The following is a 17,642-nucleotide window of genomic DNA, read 5'->3' on the forward strand; positions in this document are numbered from 1 at the left end:
GGCGGTGGGAGGTGGGTGTTGGTGGAAGGACCGGCTGGTCAGCGGGGTGGACGGAACGGGATCAGGAGATCCCGAACTCCTTCTCGATGTAGTCGAAGAGCTCGTCGTTGGTGGCCGCTTCGAGATCGTCGGACGTCACCGGATCCTCGGCGGCGGTGTCCACGGCCGCTACGGCGTCCATGGCGCCCACGGCGGACCGGAGCAGCCGGCGCAGCCGGTCGGCGATCTCGGAACGGGCTGGGGCGTCGCTCGGCAGTGACACCAACAGCCGGTCCAGACCGTCGAGTTCGGCGGCACCGTCACCGGCGATACCGTCACCGGTGGCGCCGTCACCCTTGGCGCCGCCATCCGAGTCGCCGTCGATGCCGGTGAAGAGCAGAGTGCTCAGATAGCCGACGAGTTCGGCCACGGTCGGGAAGTCGAAGATCACGGTGGCGGGCAACCGGAGCCCCGTGGCGCTCCCGAGCCGGTTGCGCAGCTCCACCGCCGTGACCGAGTCCAGGCCGAGCTCCAGGAACGGCCGCCTGGTGCCCACGGCGTCGGCCGAGCCATGGCCGAGGACCGCGGCCACCTGGCCGCGTACGGCGTCGAGCAGCCGCCGTTCGCGCTCCTCGGGCTTCGCGTCGGCGAGCCGGTCGCGCAGGGCCGCCACCGTACCGCCGGTACCTCCACCCGGCGCCGGGGCCGCCGCACCGTCGACCGCGCCGTCGACCGCGCCGAGCGCCCGCCGGGCCTCGGGGATCTCTTCGAGCAGATGGCTGGGGCGGGCGGCGGTGTAGGCGTGGGCGAAGCGGTCCCAGTCGATATCGGCGATCACCAGGGCCGTTTCGCCGTCCGCCAGCGCGGCCTCCAGCGCGAGGAGCGCCGACTCCGGCGGCAGCAGCGGTACGCCATGGCGCAGCCGCAGCTCGGTCACCGCGTCCCGTTCGGCCATACCGCCCTGCGCCCAGGAACCCCAGGCCACGGAGGTGGCCACCAGCCCCCGTGCGCGGCGGTGGCGGGCAAGGGCGTCCATATAGGCGTTGGCGGGCGCGTAGTTGCCCTGACCCACCATGCCCACGGTGCCCGCCAGGGAGGAGAACAGCACGAACGCGGACAGCTCCAGGTCCCGGGTCAGCTCGTGCAGCCGCCACGCCGCATCCGCCTTCACCCGCAGCACGCGGTCCACCTGCTCGGGGGTGAGGGAGGTGATGGCGGCGTCGTCCAGGACGGCCGCCGTGTGGAACACCGAGGTCAGGGGGTACGCGGCCGGAATCGACGCCAGAAGCGCGCGGAGCGCGTCGGCGTCCCCGACATCGCAGGCCGCCACGGTCGCCTTGGCCCCCGAGGCGGTCAGCTCGGCCACCAGCTCGTCCGCTCCCGGCGCGGTGTCCCCGCGACGGCTGACGAGCAGCAGATGCTCGGCGCCACGGGCCGCGAGCCGACGGGCCACCTGGCTGCCGAGGGCGCCGGTGCCACCGGTGATCAGAACCGTGCCAGGGCCGGGGGACCAGCCGTCATCGAGCACATCGCCGAGGCGCGGCGCCCTGACGATACGACGCCCGAGGACCCCGGTGGCGCGGACCGCGACCTGGTCCTCGTGGCCCCCGGCGGCCAGTACGGCACACAGCCGGGCCGTGGTCCGTTCGTCCAGCTCCTGGGGCAGATCCACCAATCCGCCCCAGCGGGTGGCGAGTTCCTGTGCCGCCACCCGGCCCAGACCCCACACCAGCGCCTGCGCCGGGCCGGTCAGCGGATCGTGGGCGCCGACCGACACCGCGCCCTGAGTGACACACCACAGCGGCGCGAACAGCCCCGCCGCCTCCAGGCCCTGGATCAGCCGCAGGGTGCGGTGCGGCCCGGCGGCCTCGTCGCGGGCGAGCAGCGAGAGCACGCCGACGACGGGCGCGGTGGTGTGCGCCGCGGTGGGTGCGGCGAGGGCGGTGTGTGCGGTGAGGGCGGCGAGGGTGTCGGCCCAGTGGCGCGGATCGTCGGGCGCCACGACCACCGTTTCCACCGTGGCGCCGTGCCGGTTCAGGGCCGTGGCGATCGCCTCGTACAGCGCATCGCCCTTCTGGTCGGGTGCCAGGACGACGAGCCAGGTGCCGGACAGCGCGGGCGCGGTGGTGTCGGGCAGCGGTTTCCAGCCCTCGCGATACCGCCACGCGTCCATCGTGGACGCCGTGCTCTGCCGTCGATGCCACGCTGACAGCGCGGGCAACAGGCTCGTCAACTCCGCCTGGGATTCCTCCAACCGCAGGGTCCGAGCCAGCCCTTCCAGATCCTCGCGCTCCACGGCTTCCCAGAAACCGGTGTGCGGATCCGCGCCCGTCATTGCGTTGGCGCGGTGTCGGCCCGGGGCCGCGGTGTCCAGCCAGTAGTGGTGGCGTTGGAAGGGGTAGGTGGGGAGGTTGGTGGGGGTGGGGGTGTTGGGGGTGAGGATTGCGGGCCAGGTGGGGGTGAGGCCGTGGGTCCAGAGGGTGGCGAGGGAGGTGAGGAGTTGCTGGGTGCCGCCGTGGTCGCGGCGGAGGGTGCCGGTGGCGCGGGCGTTGGGGTGGGTTTCTTGGATGGCGGTGGTGAGGACGGGATGGGGGCTGGTCTCCAGGTAGAGGGTGTGGCCGTCGGATAGCAAAGTCCGCAGCGTGTCGTGGAAGCGGACGGGTTCGCGGAGGTTGCGGTACCAGTACTCGGCGTCGAGGGTCTCGCCGTCGATGGGTGCGGCGGTGACGGTGGAGTACATGGGCACATGCCCGGCCTGGGGGGTGATGGGCGCGGCGAGTTGGAGGAGTCGTTCCCGGATGCGTTCGACGTGCGGGGTGTGGGAGGCGTAGTCGACGGCGATCGCACGGGCCCGGATCCCGGTGGCTTCCGCTTGTGCCATGACGTCGGTGAGCGCGGCCGGGCTCCCGGCGATGACGGTGGAGGACGGGCCGTTGACGGTCGCGATCCAGACGTCGTCGCGGCCGGTCAGCAGCTCGCGCGCCTGGTCGGCGGGGGCAGTGAGGGAGACCATGCCGCCGTGTCCGGCCAGCTCCTGGGCGATGAGGCGGCTGCGCAACGCGACCAGCCGTGCGCCGTCTTCCAGGGAGAGCACCCCGGCTACGCACGCGGCGGCGATCTCGCCCTGGGAGTGGCCGATGGCGGCGGAGGGCTCGATGCCGAGCGAACGCCACACCTGGGCCAGGGACACCATCACGGCCCAGAGGGCGGGCTGGACCACGTCCACCCGCTCCAGCGCCGCCTCATCCCCGATCGCCCGCAGCACATCGAGCGGATCCCAGTCGATATGCGGAGCCAGCGCCTGGGCGCAGCGGTCGATCGACTCGGCGAACACCTTTGACGAGTCGAGCAGTTCGGCGGCCATGCCGACCCACTGCGACCCCTGCCCCGGAAAGACGAAGACGGCACCGGAGGGCGGCTCGCCCGGGGCCACGCCGCTGACCACATGGGCGGCGGGCTCGCCGGTGGCAACGGCGTCCAGCCCGGCCAGGAAGTCGTCCCGGTCGGCGGCCACGACCACCGCACGGTGCTCCAGCGCGGCCCGGTGCCGTGCCAGCGACGAGCCGATGTCGGCGAGATGCCGATCGCTCGTGGCCACGAACGCGCGCAACTGTGCTGCCTGTGCCCGTAGCGCGGGCTCCGAACGCGCCGAGATCACCCACGGCAGCACACCCTCCGTGGGCTTGTTGGGCTTGTTGGGCTTGTACTGGGACGTGGTGTCCGCCGTCGGGGCCGCTTCCACGATCACATGGGCGTTGGTGCCGCTGACCCCGAATGACGACACCGCCGCGCGGCGCGCCCGTTCCGCCTCGGGCCAGCCCGTAGCCTCCGTCACCAGCCGCACCGCGCCGGAGTCCCAGTCCACATGCGGCGTCGGCTCGTCCACATGCAGGGTGCGGGGAACGACGCCGTGGCGCAGGGCCAGCACCATTTTGATGACGCTCGCGACCCCGGCCGCCGCGCCGGTGTGGCCGACATGGGCCTTCATCGAGCCCAGCAGCGCGGGGTGTTCGGCGGATCGGCCCTGGCCGTACGTGGCGAGCAGCGCCTGTGCCTCGATGGGGTCGCCCAGCGCCGTACCCGTCCCGTGTGCCTCGATCACATCGACATCGGAGGGTGTGAGACGGGCGTTCGCCAACGCCTGGCGGATGACCGCCTGTTGGGACGGCCCGTTGGGCGCGGTGAGGCCGTTGGAGGCGCCGTCCTGGTTGACCGCCGTACCACGGATGACGGCCAGCACCTGGTGGCCGTTGCGGCGGGCCTCCGACAGCCGTTCGACCAGCAGTACGCCCACGCCCTCCGCCCACGCGGTGCCGTCCGCCGCCGCCGCGAAGGGCTTGCAGCGGCCGTCGGGGGCGAGCCCGCGCTGATGGCTGAACTCGGTGAACACACCCGGTGTGGAGATCACGGAGACGCCGCCCACGAGGGCCGTCCCGCAGTCGCCGTTGCGCAGCGCCTGTACGGCGAGATGCAGTGCCACCAGCGAGGACGAACACGCCGTGTCCACCGTGACGGCCGGTCCGGTCAGCCCGAAGCTGTAGGCGATCCGGCCGGATGCCACGCTTCCCGCCGCTCCGGTGAAGAGATAGCCCTCGGACCCCTCGGTGTCGGCGCCCGCACCGCCGTAGCCGTGCGGTACGAGGCCGATGAACACCCCGGTGCGGCTGCCGCGCAGCGACAGCGGGTCGATGCCCGCGTGTTCCAGCGCCTCCCAGGAGGTCTCCAGCAGCAGCCGCTGCTGGGGGTCCATCGCCATCGCCTCGCGCGGCGAGATGCCGAAGAAGTCGGCATCGAAGTCGGCGGCGTCCGGGAGGAATCCGCCCTTGTGGACATAGCTGCTGCCGGGGCGTTCCGGGTCGGGGTGGTGGAGCGCGTCGAGATCCCAGCCGCGGTCCGCCGGGAACGCGGAGAGCGTGTCCTGGTCGGACAGCAGCAGCCGCCACAGATCCTCGGGTGACCGTACGCCCGCGGGGAAACGGCAGCTCGTGGCCACGATCGCGATCGGTTCGTCCAGGGCGGCCGTCCCCGGCGCAACCGGCACGACCGGCACGACCTCGCCCGGCGCGTACGGGCCCGCTCCTGCGGTGTCCCCGCCCGTGATCCGGTCCAGCAGATGCCGGGCCAGCGTCAGGGGCGTCGGATGGTCGAAGACGACGGAGGGCGCGAGCGCCACACCCGTCGCCACGGCCAGCCGGTTCCGTAGTTCCACGGCGGTCAGCGAGTCGAAGCCGAGGTCCCGGAAGACCTTCCGCGTCTCCACCTCGTCCACCGACGACAGCCCCAGCACGGCGGCCGCGTGGCGGCGCACCTCGTCCAGCACCACCCGCAGCCGGGGCGCGCCATCGGCGGCGTCGGCCACCCGGCGTGCGAAGCCGCCGAGCGCTTCGGGCCCGTCGGCCGCCACGGTGGCGGACGGCAGATCGACCCGTACGGCGGAGCCGGGCCCGAGGGGCGCGAGCCAGTACCGCTCGCGCTGGAAGGCGTAGGTGGGCAGATCGACCGGTGTGTCGCCGCCGGGTGCGAACACCGCCGCCCAGTCGGGGTCCACGCCATGGGCCCACAGGGTGGTGAGGGCGCCGAGGAGCCGCCGGGCGCCACCCTGGTCACGGCGCAGGGTGCCGGTGGCGAGGATGCGCTGGTCGGCGGCGTGGCCGGTCTCCTCGACGGCGGTGGTGAGGACGGGGTGGGGGCTGGACTCCAGGTAGAGGGTGTGGCCGTCGGCCAACGAAGTCCACAGCGTGTCGTGGAAGCGGACGGGTTCGCGGAGGTTGCGGTACCAGTACTCGGCGTCGAGGGTGCCGCCGTCGATGAGGGTGGCGGTGACGGTGGAGTACAGGGGGACGTCACCGGCGCGGGGGGTGATGGGTGCGGCGAGCTCAAGGAGCTGTTCCCGGATGCGTTCGACGTGCGGCGTGTGGGACGCGTAGTCGACGGCGATCGCACGGGTCCGGACCCCAGCGGCCTCGGCCTTCGCCGTGGCCTCGGCGAGCCCGGCGGGGCTCCCGGCGATGACGGTGGACGTGGGCCCGTTGACGGCCGCTGTCCAGACGTCATCGTGGCCGGTCAGCAGGTCGTGTGTCTGCTCGGCGGAGGTGGCGAGGGAGACCATGCCGCCGAGTCCGGCCAGCTCCTGGGCGATGAGGCGGCTGCGCAGCGCCACGAGCCGCGCGCCGTCCTCCAACGAGAGCACACCGGCCACGCACGCGGCGGCGATCTCGCCCTGGGAGTGGCCGATGACGGCGGAGGGCTCGACGCCGAGCGAACGCCACACCTGGGCCAGGGACACCATCACGGCCCAGAGGGCGGGCTGGACCACATCCACCCGCTCCAGCGCCGCCTCATCCCCGATCGCCCGCAGCACATCGAGCAGATCCCAGTCGATATGCGGGGCCAGGGCCTGGGCGCAGCGGTCGATGGATTCGGCGAACACGGGTGAGGCGTCGAGCAGTTCGGCGGCCATGCCGACCCACTGCGAGCCCTGCCCCGGAAAGACGAACACCGGACCGGCGGCCGACCCGGCGGCCACCCCAGTCACCACATGGGCGGAGGGCTCACCGGAGGCGATCGCGTCCAGCCCGGCCAGGAAGTCGTCCCGGTCCCCGGCCACCACCACCGCACGGTGTTCCATGGCGGCCCGCTGCGTCGCCAGCGCCCACGCGATGTCCGGCGGCGTGGCGTCGGAGGAGGCGGCGAACGCACCCAGCCGGGCCGCCTGCGCTCGCAGCGCCGCGGGCGAACGGCCCGACACCACCCACGGCAGCACACCTTCCGCCTCGACGAGCGGATTGGCGGGGCGAGGGGCGCGGGAGGGGGCGGGAGCCGGTGGGGCCTGCTCCAGGACCACATGGGCATTGGTCCCGCTGATGCCGAACGACGAGACTCCGGCCCGCCGCGCCCGTCCGGCCTCCGGCCACGGACGCTCCTCCGTCACCAGCTCCAGACCACCGGACCCCCAATCCACGTGCGGGGTCGGCTCGTCCACATGCAGCGTGGCGGGGACGACACCGTGGCGCATCGCCATGATCGCCTTGATGACGCCCGCGACTCCGGCCGCCGCCTGGGTATGGCCGAAGTTGGACTTCACCGACCCCAGCAGCGCGGGCCGGTCGGCGGGCCGGTCCCGGCCGTACGTGGCGAGCAGCGCCTGCGCCTCGATCGGGTCGCCGAGCGCCGTGCCCGTGCCATGCGCCTCGATCACATCCACATCGGACGTCGACAGCCCCGCGTCCGCCAGCGCCTGCCGGACCACTTGCTCCTGGGAGTGGCCGTTGGGCGCGGTGAGGCCGTTGGAGGCGCCGTCCTGGTTGACCGCCGTGCCACGGATCACGCCGAGCACGCGATGGCCGTTGCGGCGGGCGTCGGACAGCCGCTCCACCAGCAGCATGCCGACGCCCTCCGCCATTCCGGTGCCGTCGGCCCCGGCCGCGAACGCCTTGCACCGGCCGTCGCGGGCCAGCCCGCCCTGACGGCTGAACTCGGTGAAGATTCCCGGGGTGTTGAGGACGGTCACCCCACCGGCCAGGGCCAGCGTGGACTCCCTCCGGCGCAGCGACTGCACCGCCAGATGCAGGGCCACCAGCGACGACGAGCAGGCGGTGTCCAGGGTGATGGCGGGTCCGGTGAGCCCGAGCAGATAGGCGATACGGCCGGAGGCGACACTGGCGGTCTTGCCGGTGAGGAGATAGCCGTCCACCGCCTCCGGCGCCTCGTGCAGCCGTGGTCCGTACTCCTGGTCCATGGTGCCGACGAACACACCGGTACGGGTGGCGCGCAGCGCGTCGGGCGCGATGCCCGCCCGTTCCAGCAGCTCCCAGGAGGTCTCCAGCAGCAGCCGCTGCTGGGGGTCCATCGCCAGGGCCTCGCGCGGGGAGATGCCGAAGAAGCGGGCGTCGAAGTCCGCGGCCCCGTCGATGAATCCACCGCTCTGGGCGAAGCTGCTTCCGGTGCTTCCGGTGCTTCCGGTGCTTCCGGTGCTTCCGGTGCTTCCGGTGCTTCCGGTGCTGCCAGTGCTCTCGGTGCCGTGCAGTCGCTCCAGATCCCAGCCGCGGTCGTCAGGGAACGGCGAGATGGCGTCCCGTCCGTCCGCTACCAGCCGCCACAGGTCCTCCGGGGAGTGCACCCCACCGGGGAGGCGGCAGCTCATCGCGATGATGGCGATCGGCTCGTCGGCGTCGCCGGCGACCTCCGGGGTGGCCGCGGAGGAAGGGCCGGCGGCGGTGGCGGCGAGGTGTTCCGCGAGCCTGGCCGGGGTCGGGTGGCTGAAGAGCGCGGCGGGGGAGAGGCGGGTGCCCAGCGCGGCGTTGACGCGGTTGCACAGATCGCTGAGCGAGATCGAGTCGAAGCCGAGATCCTTGAAGGTCCGTCCGGTGTCGAGCTCGGCCACCGTCGTATGTCCGAGGACGGCGGCGGCCTGGGCCCGCACCTGATGAACCACATCAAGGCTCGCGGCCCCCGGCGCGGCATCCGTGCCCGCCGGGGACGCCACCGTGCCGAACCAGTGGCGCCGCCGCTGGAAGGCGCGGCCGGGCAGCTCGGCCCGGCGGGCACCGGTCCCGGCGAACACCTTCCCCCAGTCGGGGGCAGCCCCGTGCACCCACAGCTCGGCCAGCGAGAGCAGCACCCGCTGTGTGCCGCCCTCGCCCCGGCGCAGGGTGCCGATGGCGACGCCGCCCGTGTCCTGGACGGCGGTGGTGAGCACGGGGTGCGAACTGCTCTCCAGGAAGAGGGAGTTGCCGTCCGCGATCAGGTTCTGGACGGTGTCGTGGAAGCGGACCTGTTCGCGGAGGTTGCGGTACCAGTACTCGGCGTCCAGCGTCTCGCCCGCGATGGGGGCGGTGGTGACGGTCGAGTACATCGGCACGTCCGTGGCGCGCGGCGCGACCGGCGCCGCGAGCCGTAGGAACTCCCCGCGGATCGCCTCGACATGCGGAGTGTGCGAGGCGTACGCGGTGGCCACCGTGCGGTGCCGCAGCCCGGCGGCCTCCGCCCTGGCCGTGACCTCGGCCAGCCCCTCCGGGCTGCCCCCGACCACCGTCGCGCCGGGTCCGTTGACCGCGGCGATCCAAACGTCGTCCCGGTCCGCGAGCAGCTCGGCCGCCCGCTCCTCCGACGCGCCGATGGACGCGAGACCGCCCCGGCCGATCAGCGCCCCAGCGATCCGGCTGCGTACGGCGATCAGCCGGGCACCGTCCTCCAGCGAGAGCGCTCCGGCCACGCACGCGGCCGCGATCTCACCCTGGGAGTGGCCCACGACGGCCGACGGGACGACGCCGAGCGAACGCCACACCCGCGCCAGCGAGACCATCACGGCCCAGAGCGCGGGCTGCAGCACCTCCGCGCGCTCCAGCGCGGCGCCGTCCTCGGTGTCCCGCAGGACGTCGAGGAGATCCCAGTCGGTGTGCGGGGCCAGGGCCTGGGCGCAGCGGTCGATGGATTCGGCGAACACGGGCGAGCCGTCGAGCAGTTCGGCGGCCATGCCCACCCACTGCGAACCCTGCCCCGGAAAGACGAACACCGGACCACCGGCCGACTCGCCTGCCACCCCAGCCACCACATGGGCGGAGGGCTCACCGGAGGCGATCGCGTCCAGCCCGGCCAGGAACCCATCGCGGTCCCCGGCCACCACCACGGCACGGTGCTCCAGGGCCGTCCGGTGCTCGGCGAGCGACCATCCGATGTCGGCGGGGGAGACGCCGCCGTCGGCCGAACCGTCCGCCGAATGGTCCGCGGAACCGTCCGCCGGATGGTCCGCGGAACCGTCCGCCGAGCCACCCGCCGAACCGCCCGCCGCGAACGACCGCAACCGGGCCGCCTGCGCCCGCAGCCCGAGCGTCGTGCGCCCCGAGATCACCCACGGCAGTACGTCACCACCCCACGCCCCCGCAGCGCCTTCGGCCGTGCCCTCGGCGCGTGAGACCACCGGAGCCTGCTCCACGACGACATGGGCGTTGGTCCCGCCGACCCCGAAGGAGGACACCCCGGCGATCAGCGGCGCATCCGGGCGCGGCCACGCCGACAGCTCGGTCTGCACCCGCAGATTCCACTCCTCCAGCGGAATCGCGAGGTTGGGCGAGCGGAAGTTGAGGCTGGGCGGGAGGTGCGCCGCCTTCAGGGCGAGCAGGACCTTGATCAGGCCGGTGATCCCCGCGGCCCCTTCCAGATGGCCCACGTTCGTCTTGGCGGACCCCACCAGCAGCGGCCGGTCATTCGTCCGCGCCGCGCCGATCGCCTCGGTCAGCGCCGCCGCCTCGATGGGGTCGCCGACGGGCGTGCCGGTGCCGTGCAGTTCGACGTACTGCACCTGGTCGGGGGCGACCCCGGCCGCGGCGTACGCCCGGCGCAACACCTCCGTCTGGGCGGTTCGGCTGGGGGTGGTGAGACTGTCCCCGCCGCCGTCGTTGTTGACCGCGCCGCCGCGCAGCACCCCATGGATCCGGTCGCCGTCGGCGAGCGCGCGGGCGAGGGGTTTGAGCAGCACCAGACCGCCGCCCTCGCCGCGGACGAAGCCGTTGGCCCGGGAATCGAAGGTGAAGCACGTGCCGTCGGGGGAGAGCCCGCCGAAGCGTGCGGCGCTCAGCGCGCCGTCGTACGCGAGATTGAGGTGGACCCCGCCCGCGAGCGCGGTGTCGCATTCGCCGTTGCGCAGGCTCTGGCAGGCCGTGTGCACCGCGACCAGCGAGGACGACTGACCCGAGTCCACGACCATGCTGGGCCCGCGGGTGCCCAGCAGATAGGAGAGCCGGTTGGCGATCATGCCGCGCTGGAGGCCGGTCAGGGTGTGATGGGTGACCGCGGAATCGCCGCCGTGGCGCCGCAGCAGCGTGGCGTAGTCGTCGTTGATGGCGCCGACGAACACCCCCGTCCGCCCCTGGGCGAGCCGGGCCGGTGTGAGGCCCGCGTCCTCCAGGGTCTCCCAGCCCAGTTCGAGCATCAGCCGCTGCTGGGGGTCCATGGCGGCGGCCTCGCGCGGCGATATGCCGAAGAAGTCGGCGTCGAAGTGGTCCACCGCGTCGAGGAAGGCGCCGAATTCCGTCCCGGCTCCGGCTTCGCCTTCGGCTCCGGCTTCGCCTTCGGCTCGGGCCCCGGGCCCGTCGTCGGATTGCCGCGGAGTCCATCGATCTTCCGGTACGGAAGTGACCGCGTCCATGCCCTCGCTGAGCAGCCGCCAGAATTCCTCGGGCGTCCGGGCCCCCGGTAAACGACAAGAGAAACCGATGACCGCTACCGAATCATGGACATCGTGAAGCCATGGCAAATCGGCGACTGTGGACAACTAGGTACACTCCCCCGTGACCTGGTGACCTGACCCGTTTATCGCGCGTGAATACAAAGATCAACTGCCGCGAAGGTACCTCAGCGTCCGGCGGGTGCGCAAGCATGTTCGGGAGCCGCTGTGCGGGGTCATGTTCCCCTGGTCACAGGGTGGTTGATTGCAGCCCCTTTCGTTTTCAACGAAAGAAAAATGGATGGCGTCCGGTGCGGGGATGGGCTACGGTTTCTCCGTTCCGTGCGGGCCCTGTTGGTCCGTGTTGCCGCGCGTTGAGGAAAGCAGGAGGTGAGGACATTGATGACGGTCTCGGTGGCGAGCGCCGCTCGCGTTCAGGAGTTCCTCATTTCCACCCCCGCGGTCTCCGGCTGACACCTCTTCGGAGGCCGCCCTTCGAAGGGTTTCCTCCGTGTTCAACACTTCCACCGGCTCTTCTGACTCCTCTGATCCCGCCTCTCGGTACTCCCTCGCCGCCTATGGCTGGGACGACGGCTGGGCGGAGACGTTCGCCCCGTACGCCGAACAGGGCCTGGTGCCCGGCCGGGTGATCCGGGTGGACCGTGGCCAGTGCGATCTGGTCACGCCGAGCGGCCTGGCACGGGCCGACACCGAGTTGGTGACGCCGCGCGATCCGTTGCGGATCGTGTGCACCGGCGACTGGGCCGCCGTGGACGCCGAGGGCGATCCGCGTTACGCGCGTACGCTGCTGCCGCGCCGTACCGCCCTCGTACGGTCCACCTCCTCCAAGCGCTCGGACGGTCAGGTGCTGGCGGCCAACGTCGACCACGCCGTCATCGCCGTCTCCCTCGCCGCCGAGCTCGACCTGGGCCGGGTGGAGCGGTTCACCGCGCTGGCCTGGGAGAGCGGCGCCCAGCCGCTGCTCGTCCTCACCAAGGCCGATCTGGTGCCCGACCCGGACACCCTCGCCCATCTGGTGTCCGACACCGGGACGGCGGCGCCCGGTGTACGGGTGCTCGCGGTGAGCTCCGCGACGGGGGATGGGCTGGCGGAGCTCGGCGCCCTGCTCGCCTCCGGCACCGCCGTGCTGCTCGGCCAGTCCGGCGCGGGCAAGTCCACGCTCGCGAACGCGCTGGTGGGCGAGGCCGTCCAGGACGTACGGGCGATCCGCGACAGCGACGGCAAGGGGCGGCACACCACGACCACCCGCGATCTGCTGCCCCTGCCCTCGGGCGGGGTGCTGATCGACACCCCGGGGCTGCGCGGGGCGGGGCTGTGGGACGCCGAGGGTGGTGTCGCACAGGCGTTCGCCGAGATCGAGGAGCTCGCTGGGCGGTGCCGCTTCCCCGACTGTGCCCACCGGGCCGAGCCCGGGTGCGCGGTGCTCGCCGCGATCGACGACGGCTCGCTGCCGGAGCGGCGGCTGGAGAGCTACCGCAAGCTGCTCCGCGAGAACGAGCGGCTCGCGGCCCGCACGGACGCGCGGCTGCGGGCCGAGCTGCGGCGGGACTGGAAGCAGCGGCAGGCGCTCGGCCGCCACATGATGGAACGCAAGCGGGGGCCTAAGCGGTAGCGATAGGGGTGGCGGTGGCGGTAGCGGTGGCGGTACGACCGGGACCGGCCTCGGTCAGCCCACGCTCCGGGTTTTGTCCCCGGGCACGTCCTCCAGGCCCCAGCTGTACACCCAGCGCGGATGGATCCGGATGACCTCGTCGCTCAGATGGGCGCCGAGGTCATGCGGCCCCGTGCGCCGCTCCGCCTCGCCGCGGATCTCCACCCCGCACACCATCCACGGCTGCTCGCTCACCAGGCTGTCGACGACCAGCGCCACCTTCGGATTCGTCCCGGTGTTGCGCCACTTCCTCGTCCTGCCCATGGCGTAGCCGCCGATGTCGACCGTGCCGTCCTCGTTGAGGAAGAACGCCACCGGGTTCGCCTGCGGCCGGCCCTGCGCGTCCACGGTGGCCAGCCGGCCGATCCGCTGCGATCTGAGGTAGTCGGCCTCGGGTTCGGTGAAAACAGTCATGCGATCACTGTCGCGCGGCAGCGCCCCGTACGCAGCGGACGCGGGCGGGGGCCTCCCCTTGCCGGGAGCGCTCGGCCGAAACGCCGATTGGGGTGGCTGTGCGCGGTAACTCGACGCCACGATGACCCTGCGAGGCCCCCGGAGGCCCTGCGACGGTGATACGAGCGAGAGAGCGGGTTGCGATGAATCAGGCCACGGACGAGTACGACGTCATCGTGCTGGGCGCGGGCCCGGTCGGTGAGAATCTGGCCGACCGGACCCGCGCCGCCGGGCTCTCCACGGTGATCGTGGAGCGGGAGCTGGTCGGTGGTGAGTGTTCGTACTGGGCCTGCGTCCCCAGTAAGGCGCTGCTGCGCCCGGTGCTCGCGCGGGCCGAGGCACGCCAGGTGCCGGGGCTGCGGGAAGCGGTCGGGGGGTCGCTGGCGGCGGCCGACGTCTTCGCCCACCGCGACAAGGAGGTCGGCAACTGGAAGGACGACGGCGCGCTCACCTGGCTGGACTCGGCCGGGATCGACCTGGTGCGCGGCCATGGGCGGCTGATCGGGCCACGGCGGGTCGCGGTGACGCCGCCGGACGGATCCGACGGTGGGGAGCGGACCCTCACCGCCCGCCACGCGGTGGCCGTCTGCACCGGCACCCGGGCCGCGCTGCCCGACATGCCCGGGATCGCCGAGGCCCGGCCCTGGACCAGCCGGGAGGCCACCAGCTCCGGCACGGTGCCGGACCGGCTGATCATCGTGGGTGGTGGTGTGGTGGCCGCCGAGATGGCCACGGCCTGGTGCGGCCTCGGCTCGCGCGTCACCGTGCTGGTGCGCGGCTCCGGGCTGCTGAACCGGATCGAGCCGTTCGCGGGCGAGCTGGTCGCCGAGACGCTGAGGGAGGCCGGGGCCGAGATCCGCACCGGTACGTCGGTGAAGGGGCTCGCCCGGCCTGGCGGGGCGGCGGGGCCGGTCACGGTGACCCTGGAGAGCGGGGAACAGCTCGAGGCGGACGAGGCGCTCTTCGCCACCGGGCGCGCCCCGCACACCGCGGACGTGGGCCTGGAGACGGTGGGGCTCGAACCGGGCGGCTGGCTGACGGTCGACGAGACCTGCCGCGTGACGGACGTCCCCGACGGCTGGCTGTACGCGGCGGGCGACGTCAACCACCGGGCGCTCCTCACCCACCAGGGCAAGTACCAGGCGCGCATCGCGGGCGCGGCGATCGGGGCACGCGCGCGGGGCGTCGAGCGGCTGGACACGAGCCGCTGGGGCGAGTACGCGACGACCGCGGACGAGGCGGCCGTACCGCAGGTCGTCTTCACCGACCCGGAGGTCGCCGCGGTCGGGCTGACCGCGGAACAGGCCGAGTCCGAGGGCCGCAGCATCCGCGTCGTCGACTACGACATGGGCCAGGTCGAGGGCTCGGCCCTCTACGCGGACGGCTACCGCGGCCGCGCCCGCATGGTCGTCGACCTGGACCGGGGCCACCTGATCGGCGTCACCTTCGTGGGCCCCGGGGTCAGCGAACTGCTCCACTCGGCGACGGTGGCGGTAGCGGGCGAGGTCCCCATCGACCGCCTCTGGCACGCGGTGCCGTCGTTCCCCACGATCAGCGAGATCTGGCTGCGGCTGCTGGAGACGTACAGGGGGTGAGGGCGCGGGGCTGCTTGGGCGCTGCTTGGGCGGGGTCCGCCCGGTCGCCCCGGCCCCAGTCCTGGCCCTGGCCCCGGCTCCGGTCGTCCGACCTCGGCTCGCGGCCCCGGGCCAGTCGTCCGCCCTCGGCTCGCGGGGTGTCACTCCCCGCTCCTCGGGTTTGCCCTCCGGCCGCGGTCACGCCTTACGTCGTCGGGGCGAGCAGCGGTTCGCCCCGACACCCCGCCCCGGGCTCAGGGGCGGGCCACTTGCCGGGCCGGGCTCCTGGGGCCAAACGGCTGAGCGTGCTCCGGTTTGCTTGAGGGGATCTTGGGCGGGCCTCGGGCCGGTCATCGCGTGGTGTTCCCGTGGAGCCTCCCTGTGGACAATGTGGGGATGAGCCAGCAGGGCGACCGACGCCGTCATGAGGACGACTGGTGGGGCGAGTTGTACGACCCGCGTCGTGCGGACGCGGGGCCCGCGGCGGCCTCCGACTCCGTGGACGACCGGTTCGATTCGGCCTCCCGCACGCTCGCCGGCGACGAGGACGCCAGTAATCAGAGACCGGCTGCGGGCGCCCCCTGGGGCCCGCGGACGGGGGAGCCGGGCGGTGCCGCCCCGGGCTCCGACGCCGACGCCGGAGGTGGCCCGCAGGGGTGGCGATCTCCCGCCGACGAGGAGCCCGGTGCCACACTGCCCAACCAGGACCGCGCGGGGTCCGGTGCCGAACCGGGACGCACGGGGTCGGGCGCCGCGTGGGATGGCGCGGGCTCGGGGACCGAGCAGGACGACGACTGGCCTGGCGCTCCATCGCCCTCGCAGGGCGGCGGTACGGGGTCTGGGGCAACCCCGCCCTCCGACGGCCGCGGGGGTTCCGGCGCGGGGCCGGGACGTACGGAACCGGGTGCTCCATGGGACGGCGCGGGTTCCGGTGCCGCACAGGGCGGCGCGGGTTCCGGGGACGCACCCGGCCGCGCGGACCCCGGGAACGCACCGGGACGTACCGGCCCGACGGGTGCACCGGGACGTACCGGCCCGGCGGGTGCACCCGGACGTACCGACTCGGGAAGCGCGCCGGGACCCACGAGCCGGGGGAGCGCGCCGGGACCCACGAGGCCGGGAAGCCCGCCCGGACCCGCGAGCCGGTCGGGTGTGCCTGGACCCGTAAACCCGGCGGACGCGCCGGGATCCACGAGCCGGGGGAGTTCGCCCGGACCCGCGAGCCGGTCGGACGCACCCGGATCCACCAGCCGGGAGAGTTCACCCGGACCCGCGAGCCGGTCGGGTGCGCCTGGACCCGCAAACCCGGCGGACGCGCCTGGACCCACGAGCCGGGGGAGTTCACCCGCTAACCCGGCGGACGCGCCCGGACCCACCGGCCGGGGAAGCTCGCCCGGACCTCCGAGCCGATCGGGTGCGCCTGGACCCGTAAACCCGGCGGACGCGCCTGGACCCACGAGCCGGGGGAGTTCGCCCGGACCCGCTAACCCGGCGGACGCACCCGGGCCCACCAGCCGGGGAAGCTCGCCCGGATCCACGAGCCGGTCGGGCGCGCCTGGACCCAGAAGCCCGGGAAGCGCGTCCGGACGGACCGGCTCGACGGGGGTGCCCGGGGCCGCCGCCCCGGTCAGTCCTCCCAGGCGTGCCGGGGTGTCCGGGCCGCCCTCGCCGTCCTCGGGTCCGCGTGGTGCCGGGGTGCCGCCTCCGCCGGAGGCCGCGTTGCGGGCCGATCCGGCGCGGCCCTGGCGGGCCGCGGCCGCCTCGTATGTCGGGGACGAGCCGCCCACGTACGAGACCGAGCCGACCACGCTTCCCGTCACGGATCCGGAGGATCTCCGGGACGTGGTGCCCGACACCGTGTTGGAGGGCGCCCGGTACGGCACGCTGACGCTGCGGGCCGCGTCGTTGCGCGGGGACGCGGCCCGTTACCGGGGCGAGTTGCGGCGGGACGCGCTGCTCGCGGTGCGGTTCGGGACCGGGGACAGCGCCCTTCTCCTGGTGGCCGTGGCGAGTGGGCAGCGGGCGGACCCGGGGGCGCATCGGGTGGCGCGTGAGTTGTGCGAGTGGATCGCCGGGGCGGTCGGCAGCAATCAGGCCCGGCTGACGGAGGACATCCACACCGCCAACCGCGGCGCCCTCAGCTCCGGGCTGCACCGGCTCACCGACCGTGCCTACGGGCGGCTGCGCGCCGGAGCGACCGTACGCGGCCTCGCCCCCGCCGACCACACCGCGTCGGTGCGCTGCCTCCTGCTCCCGGCGCATCCGGCCTGCCGTACCCGGGTGTTCTTCGGCGTCGGCGACGGCGGGCTCTTCCGGCTGCGGGACGGCGTCTGGCAGGACCTGGAACCCGACGGGGGCGAGCGGGACACCGTCGGCGGGCCCGTCATCGGCTATGGGAGTGGTCGCCCGCCCGGCCGGCGACCGAGCCATGGCCCCGGCCCCGGCCCCGACCCCGGCCCCGACTCCGACCCCGACCCCGACTCCGGCCCCGACTCCGGCCCCGGCCCCGACTCCGATTGCGCCTCCGACCGCACGGCGCCACCCGAGTCCGAGCCCGTCCACGGGCCCTTCCGGTTCCGCGCCTCCGTCGCCCGGCCGGGCGACACCCTGCTGCTGTGCAGCGCGGGCCTCGCCGAGCCCCTGCGCGGCGAGGCGGCCCTCGCCGATCGCCTGGCCGAGCGCTGGGACACCGCGGAGGCGCCGGGGCTCGCCGCGTTCCTCGCCGACGCCCAGACGGGGGTGAAGGGCTACGCCGACGACCGTACGGCGGCCGCCGTCTGGGAGGCGTAAGCGCGCCGTC

The 17,642-nt window shown here is 73.7% G+C and carries 5 protein-coding genes; 3 read left to right on the forward strand and 2 right to left on the reverse strand.

Features of this window, described 5'->3' with window-relative positions; all coding sequences use genetic code 11:
* Positions 1-61: 61 nt before the first annotated feature.
* Positions 62-11,251 (reverse strand): type I polyketide synthase, encoded by an 11,190-nt coding sequence (locus J2Z30_RS49730; protein ID WP_308279985.1) that lies wholly within the window; start codon positions 11,249-11,251, stop codon positions 62-64.
* Positions 11,252-11,654: 403 nt separating this feature from the next.
* On the opposite strand from J2Z30_RS49730, the gene rsgA reads away from it, so the two are divergent.
* Complete coding sequence (rsgA, locus tag J2Z30_RS20515; protein ID WP_044569147.1) at positions 11,655-12,776, forward strand: ribosome small subunit-dependent GTPase A; 1,122 nt, start codon at positions 11,655-11,657, stop codon at positions 12,774-12,776.
* Between the two features lie 54 nt (positions 12,777-12,830).
* Here the strand turns inward: rsgA and J2Z30_RS20520 are convergent, their stop codons facing one another.
* Positions 12,831-13,229, reverse strand: coding sequence for a PPOX class F420-dependent oxidoreductase (locus J2Z30_RS20520; RefSeq protein ID WP_044569146.1), 399 nt, complete (start codon positions 13,227-13,229; stop codon positions 12,831-12,833).
* Positions 13,230-13,411: 182 nt separating this feature from the next.
* Between J2Z30_RS20520 and J2Z30_RS20525 the strand changes: the two genes are divergently transcribed.
* Positions 13,412-14,863, forward strand: coding sequence for a dihydrolipoyl dehydrogenase family protein (locus J2Z30_RS20525; protein ID WP_209468759.1), 1,452 nt, complete (start codon positions 13,412-13,414; stop codon positions 14,861-14,863).
* A gap of 1,674 nt (positions 14,864-16,537) precedes the next feature.
* The gene (locus tag J2Z30_RS49735) at positions 16,538-17,632 is read left to right on the forward strand and encodes a protein phosphatase 2C domain-containing protein (RefSeq protein WP_308279986.1); all 1,095 of its coding nucleotides are present in this window, start codon (positions 16,538-16,540) and stop codon (positions 17,630-17,632) included.
* Positions 17,633-17,642 lie beyond the last annotated feature (10 nt).

This window comes from Streptomyces iranensis (genome assembly GCF_017874715.1).
Lineage (GTDB): Bacteria > Actinomycetota > Actinomycetes > Streptomycetales > Streptomycetaceae > Streptomyces > Streptomyces iranensis.

What these genes read in the sequence shown, in the direction of transcription:
- J2Z30_RS20525 (WP_209468759.1), top strand. Translation starts at nt 13,412, where the DNA reads ATGAATCAGGCCACGGACGAGTACGACGTCATCGTGCTGGGCGCGGGC.
- J2Z30_RS20520 (WP_044569146.1), bottom strand. Translation starts at nt 13,229, where the DNA reads ATGACTGTTTTCACCGAACCCGAGGCCGACTACCTCAGATCGCAGCGG.